Source organism: Leclercia sp. UBA1284, assembly GCF_002308415.1.
Classification (GTDB): Bacteria; Pseudomonadota; Gammaproteobacteria; order Enterobacterales; family Enterobacteriaceae; genus Enterobacter; species Enterobacter pneumoniae.
Window position 1 is genome coordinate 2,401,042 of record NZ_DBUS01000006.1, and the last position, 6,538, is coordinate 2,407,579.

Annotated in this window: 5 protein-coding genes; 3 read left to right on the forward strand and 2 right to left on the reverse strand. The window is 52.9% G+C overall.

The window, feature by feature from the left end:
* Positions 1 to 26 precede the first annotated feature (26 nt).
* The 3 genes from B3511_RS14730 (at position 27) to B3511_RS14745 (ending at position 4,524) form a co-directional block, all read left to right on the forward strand.
* Complete coding sequence (locus B3511_RS14730) at positions 27 to 2,690, forward strand: bifunctional acetate--CoA ligase family protein/GNAT family N-acetyltransferase (RefSeq protein WP_286783327.1); 2,664 nt, start codon at positions 27 to 29, stop codon at positions 2,688 to 2,690.
* A 110-nt stretch (positions 2,691 to 2,800) separates the two neighbouring features.
* Positions 2,801 to 4,156: a CDP-diacylglycerol--serine O-phosphatidyltransferase gene (pssA, locus tag B3511_RS14740; protein WP_040074448.1), complete on the forward strand. Its 1,356-nt coding sequence runs from the start codon at positions 2,801 to 2,803 to the stop codon at positions 4,154 to 4,156.
* Between the two features lie 44 nt (positions 4,157 to 4,200).
* Entirely contained in the window at positions 4,201 to 4,524 is a 324-nt protein-coding gene (locus tag B3511_RS14745) for a YfiM family lipoprotein (RefSeq protein ID WP_046884524.1), read from the forward strand.
* Here the strand turns inward: B3511_RS14745 and B3511_RS14750 are convergent.
* Together B3511_RS14750 and B3511_RS14755 are read right to left on the reverse strand one after the other, a co-directional pair.
* Positions 4,521 to 5,828, reverse strand: coding sequence for an MFS transporter (locus B3511_RS14750; RefSeq protein WP_212478437.1), 1,308 nt, complete (start codon positions 5,826 to 5,828; stop codon positions 4,521 to 4,523). The two genes, B3511_RS14745 and B3511_RS14750, sit on opposite strands and share 4 nt — an antisense overlap.
* A gap of 152 nt (positions 5,829 to 5,980) precedes the next feature.
* Positions 5,981 to 6,436, reverse strand: a complete 456-nt coding sequence (locus tag B3511_RS14755) for a DUF4385 domain-containing protein (protein ID WP_286783328.1) — start codon at positions 6,434 to 6,436, stop codon at positions 5,981 to 5,983.
* Between the last annotated feature and the right edge of the window lie 102 nt (positions 6,437 to 6,538).

Below are 6,538 nucleotides of genomic sequence, written 5' to 3' on the forward strand. Positions count from 1 at the left end.
GTCACTCGTACTTTCAGGAGACCTGAATGAGCCAGCGTGGGTTAGAAGCCTTACTCCGCCCCAAATCCATCGCCGTTATCGGCGCGTCAATGAAGCCCGAACGCGCTGGCTATCTGATGATGCGCAACCTGTTGGCTGGCGGCTTCAGCGGGCCTGTGCTGCCCGTTACTCCTGCCTGGAAGGCGGTGCAGGGGGTGCTTGCCTGGCCGGATGTCGAGAGCTTGCCTTATATCCCCGACCTGGCGGTGCTCTGCACGCACGCCCGGCGCAATCTGGATCTGCTGGAAGCGCTCGGCAAGAAAGGGTGTAAAACCTGCATTATCCTCTCCTCTCCTCCTGAACAGCACAACGACCTGCTGGCCTGCGCGGCACGTTATCAGATGCGTTTGCTTGGCCCAAACAGCCTCGGCCTGCTGGCTCCCTGGCAGGGTCTGAATGCCAGTTTTTCTCCGGTGCCCATTCGTAAAGGCAAGCTGGCATTTATTTCCCAGTCGGCGGCGGTTTCCAATACTATTCTCGACTGGGCTCAGCAACGTGAGATGGGCTTTTCGTATTTTATCGCGCTGGGTGATAGCCTCGACATCGACGTGGATGAGCTGCTCGATTTTTTGGCGAGAGACAGCAAAACCAGCGCTATCCTGCTCTATCTTGAACATCTGAGTGATGCGCGGCGGTTTGTCTCTGCGGCGCGTAGCGCGTCGCGCAATAAACCTATCCTGGTGATCAAAAGCGGACGTAGTCCGGCAGCCCAGCGGTTATTGCACTCTCACTCCGGGATGGATCCGGCCTGGGATGCCGCTATTCAGCGCGCGGGTCTGTTACGCGTGCAGGACACGCATGAACTCTTCTCCGCCGTTGAAACGCTGAGCCATATGCGCCCGCTTCGTGGGGAGAGGCTGATGATTATCAGTAATGGCGCAGCCCCGGCCGCACTGGCCCTCGATGAGCTCTGGTTGCGTAATGGTAAACTCGCCACCCTTAGCGAAGAGACGTTACAACGACTGCGCGAGGCCTTGCCCGCAGGCGTTGAGCCGGGTAATCCGCTTGATCTCCGTGACGATGCCAGCAATCAGCACTATTTAACGGCCCTTAGCCTTCTGCTCGACAGTCAGGATTTCGATGCTCTGATGGTCATTCACTCGCCCAGTGCCGTGGCCCCGGGCAGCGAGAGCGCGCGGGCGCTGATTGATGGCATTAAAAATCATCCACGTGGCAAGTATGTCTCTGTACTGACCAACTGGTGCGGTGAATTTTCATCCCAAGAGGCACGCCGCCTTTTCAGTGAAGCAGGGCTGCCGACCTACCGGACCCCCGAAGGGACTATCACCGCGTTTATGCATATGGTGGAGTACCGACGTAACCAGAAACAGTTGCGTGAAACGCCCGCGCTTCCCGGCAATCTGACCGCGAACATCAGTGGTGCCCGTAACCTGTTACAGCGGGCCATTGATGAGGGCGCGCGTGCGCTGGACACCCATGAGGTGCAACCGATTCTTCAGGCGTACGGCCTGAATACCCTGCCAACCTGGATTGCCAGCGATAGCGCTGAAGCCGTACATATCGCCGAGCAGATCGGCTATCCGGTCGCCCTTAAGCTGCGCTCTCCGGATATCCCCCATAAGTCTGAAGTTCAGGGCGTCATGCTCTATCTGCGCACGGCCGCAGAGGTTCAGCAGGCGGCCGATGCCATCATCGATCGCGTTAAAATGACCTGGCCCCGGGCACGCATCCATGGCCTGTTGGTACAAAGCATGGCCAACCGCGCCGGCGCGCAAGAGTTGAGGGTGGTCGTTGAGCACGATCCGGTGTTTGGCCCGTTGATCATGCTTGGTGAAGGGGGCGTGGAATGGCATCCGGAGGAGCAGGCCGTGGTGGCTCTGCCGCCGCTGAATATGAACCTGGCACGCTATCTGGTGATCCAGGCGATCAAGAGCAAAAAGATCCGCGGGCGCAGTGCACTGCGACCTCTGGATATAGCCGGGCTGAGCCAATTCCTGGTGCAAGTCTCCAACCTGATCGTGGATACCCCAGAAATTCAGCGTCTGGATATTCATCCTCTGCTGGTATCAGGCAGTGAGATGACCGCTCTGGATGTCACCATGGATGTAGCAGCCTTCAGCGGCGATCGCGAAAGCCGGCTGGCTATTCGCCCTTACCCACAGCAGCTGGAAGAGTGGGTCGAGATGAAAAACGGTGAAAAATCGCTGTTCCGCCCTATCCTGCCGGAAGATGAACCACAGCTGCAGCGCTTTATCGCTCAGGTGACTAAAGAGGATCTCTACTATCGCTATTTCAGCGAAATCAATGAATTTACCCATGAAGATTTAGCTAACATGACGCAGATCGACTACGATCGGGAAATGGCGTTTGTTGCCGTTCGGCGAACCCCTGAAGGTGATGAGATACTCGGCGTAACGCGCGCCATTTCGGATCCTGATAACGTCGATGCTGAATTCGCCGTGCTGGTTCGCTCGGATCTGAAAGGATTAGGTCTTGGGCGACGGCTGCTGGAGAAGCTCATTAGCTATACGCGCGATCACGGATTACTGCGCCTTAATGGTATTACTATGCCCAATAATAGGGGCATGATCGCCCTGGCGCGAAAACTTGGATTTACCATAGATGTGCAGCTTGAAGAAGGCATCGTGGGGCTAACGCTGCATCTGATGCAGCAGGGTAAACAAGAGTAAGGTACTGGAAATGTTGACCACTTTCGCGGGTACTAATGATATGATTGTCCGCTTCTGTTGTCTGCTTAGTACAGATAACCCTTCAATGAACAGAGAAGAAACGCACTGTGATGTTGTCAAAATTTAAGCGCAACAAACATCAACAACACCTTGCTCAACTACCGAAGATTTCTCAGTCAGTTGATGATGTCGAGTTCTTTTACGCTCCCGCCCATTTTCGGGAAACGCTTCTGGAAAAAATTGCCAGCGCGACGCAACGTATTTGCATCGTGGCGCTTTATCTTGAACAGGATGAAGGCGGCAGCGCTATATTACACGCAATTTATGAAGCAAAGCGCCAGCGTCCGGAACTGGACGTGCGTGTACTGGTCGACTGGCATCGGGCACAGCGCGGACGCATCGGCGATGCTGCCTCTAACACCAACGCTGACTGGTATTGCCGCATGGCCCAGCAGAATCCGGGCGTTGACGTTCCGGTTTACGGTGTCCCTGTAAACACCCGTGAAGCTTTGGGCGTACTGCATTTTAAAGGTTTCATCATTGATGACAGCGTGCTCTATAGCGGCGCCAGCCTGAATGACGTTTATTTGCATCAGCTTGATAAGTACCGTTACGATCGTTACCACCTGGTACGCAATGCGCGTATGGCGGACGTGATGTTTGCATGGGTCGATCAGAACCTGGTACACGGCCGTGGCGTTAATCGCCTTGATGATCCCCATCGCCCTAAAAGCCCGGAAATCAAAAATGACATTCGCTTATTCCGTCAGGAGTTGCGTGATGCTGCATTCCATTTCCAGGGCGATGCCGATAACGACCAGCTCTCGGTTACACCGCTGGTCGGCCTTGGCAAATCGAGCCTGTTAAATAAAACCATCTTCCATTTGATGCCCTGTACAAACGAGAAACTGACGATTTGTACCCCCTACTTCAATTTGCCGGCGGTGTTGGTTCGTAGCATCATCCAGCTACTGCGTGATGGTAAAAAAGTGGAAATTATCGTTGGCGATAAAACGGCAAACGATTTTTATATCCCTGAAGATCAACCTTTTAAAATCATCGGTGCGCTGCCTTATCTTTACGAGATCAACCTGCGCCGCTTCCTGAGCCGCCTTCAGTATTATGTAAATACCGATCAGCTGATCGTGCGTCTGTGGAAGCACGAAGATAATAGCTATCACCTGAAGGGAATGTGGGTTGACGATGAATGGATGCTGCTGACGGGAAATAACCTTAACCCGCGCGCATGGCGTCTTGATCTTGAGAATGCGATCCTGATCCACGATCCGCGTAAAGAGCTATCGGTACAGCGTGAACGCGAGCTGGATCTGATCCGCACGCACACCACCATAGTGAACCACTACCGCGATCTGCAAAGTATCGCTGACTATCCGGTAAAAGTGCGTAAGCTGATACGCCGTTTACGCCGCATTCGTATTGATCGGCTTATCAGCCGTATTCTGTAATGCACCTGCCCCGTCATTGACGGGGCTTTTTTATGGAGGTTGCAATGCGATATCTCCTTCTCCTGGGCTGTTGTCTACTGTGCGGCTGTAGCCACATGGCGCAAGACAGCTGGGCGGGCCAGGATAAAGCCCAACACTTTCTGGCTTCCGCTATGCTCTCCGCCGCCGGGAATGAATATGCCCGGCACCAGGGCTATAGCCGCGATCGCAGCGCAGCTTACGGACTGATGTTTTCGGTCAGTCTGGGGGCCAGCAAGGAATTTTGGGACAGCCGCCCGGCAGGAAGCGGCTGGAGCTGGAAGGATTTTGCCTGGGATATCGCCGGCGCAACCACCGGCTATACCCTATGGCAGCTGGCTGATCACTAAAGACGAATACCTTTGCCTTTACGGTGCAGCATTAAGGAGACGATGAACGCCAGCGCGCCCATGAGCGTGACGTACCAGAAAAAGATCGTCTCGCTACCTATCGATTTCAATGAAAGCGCCACATACTCGGCCGAGCCACCAAAAAGGGCATTGGCCACCGCATAAGACAACCCAACCCCAAGCGCACGCACCTGAGCTGGAAACATTTCGGCTTTAAGAATGCCACTGATCGAGGTGTAAAAGCTGGCGATAATAAGTGCCACCATCACCAGCGCGAAGGCGGCGTAAGGTGAGGAGACATGTTGTAATGCCGTCAGGATAGGCACGGTGCATAACGTCGACATTCCCCCGAATATAAGCATTGAACTACGGCGACCAATTTTATCCGACAGCGCGCCGATTACAGGCTGGATCAGCATAAAGACAAAAAGCGCCACGGTCATAACCATACTCGCCACATTAGCGTGCATACCTGTCGTATTGACCAGATACTTCTGCATATAGGTAGTGAAGGTATAGAAGGTGAGCGATCCCCCCGCCGTAAAACCGAGCACCATCAAAAATGCCTTTCGGTTGCGCCATAGCCCCTTGAATGAACCCGCCTCTTTCAGCGAGCGCACCTCTTTCTGTGACGTTTCATCCAGTTGACGACGTAGCCACAGTGCCACTATTGCCAACACTGCACCCAGCGCAAAAGGTATGCGCCATCCCCATGCACGCAGGTCTTCATCGCTCAGCACCTGCTGCAGGATCACCACAGCCAGTATGGCTAACAGTTGACCGCCTATGAGCGTTACGTACTGGAAGGAAGCATAAAAACCTTTACGGCCTTCCACGGCAACTTCACTCATATAGGTCGCGCTCGTGCCATATTCACCGCCGACGGATAATCCCTGGAATAGACGAGCGAGCAGCAAGAGCGCCGGAGCCCAGGTGCCGATAACGGCATAGCCGGGCAGACACGCGATCACTAGCGATCCAAAGCACATCATGCAGACTGAAATCAACATAGAGGTTTTACGCCCTTTACGATCGGCAATGCGGCCAAATAGCCAGCCACCGATAGGACGCATCAAAAATCCAGCTGCAAAAACGCCTGCTGTCTGCAGCAACTGGGTCGTGGTATTACCGGATGGAAAGAAAATATGAGCAAAATAGAGTGAACAGAATGAGTAGACGTAGAAGTCAAACCACTCCACCAGGTTACCTGAAGAGGCACCAACGATTGCCCAGATTCTGCGGCGGGTATCTTGCACCGCGCTCTGTTTATGATCCGTATCTGTACTGGCTACGGTTTCTGTCATTTTAAATCCCCTGTCTTACATTGCGGGCCATTGCACCCATACCAAGTAAAACCGCATTTAAAATGTAGCGTTAGGTAAAAAACTTGTTATTTTTATGTTTCATTAAATTTTGTGAGGCAAATCATAAAAAAGATAACCTCTGGTGATGTCTGCTAGCCCCATTTCTTTTGATGCTCTTGTTTTCGTTGCAGATAGTCCTCATCTGCGCGGATTTTATCCCACCACGTTTTAAAGATTTTAGCCGCTTCGGCCTTCACCGGATCGTGATCTAATGGCTTCACGTTACGATCTTCGTCATATTTTTTTCCTCCTTTATGGTTCGCATAGCGTCTGGCACGGGTATATCCCATCTGAATGAATTTACGGGCCATGTCCATGCCGACAAAGTCATTCTTCTGCCGATATTGCTCGAACAAAGCGTAAATTTCCTGGGCAGACGTCGTGGCAACTTCAGCATTTTTATAGCGCCAGTGGGGGAGGATTTCACTTTTATAAGGTTCAACCAATAACACCCCCTGCTCTCCTCGTCCGACCTGATAGAGCTCCGGATGCTCGCGAAAGTTTATGTTGGCGAAATCTTGTTGGTAGTTAAAAGGAGGGTTCGGCAAAATAACCTCACTGCTGTGATTTATTTTATTATTTTAGCCAGAGAATAGTGAACGTGCCGTATGCGAATGCAAAGCAAAAAACCCATCCTTCCGGATGGGCTC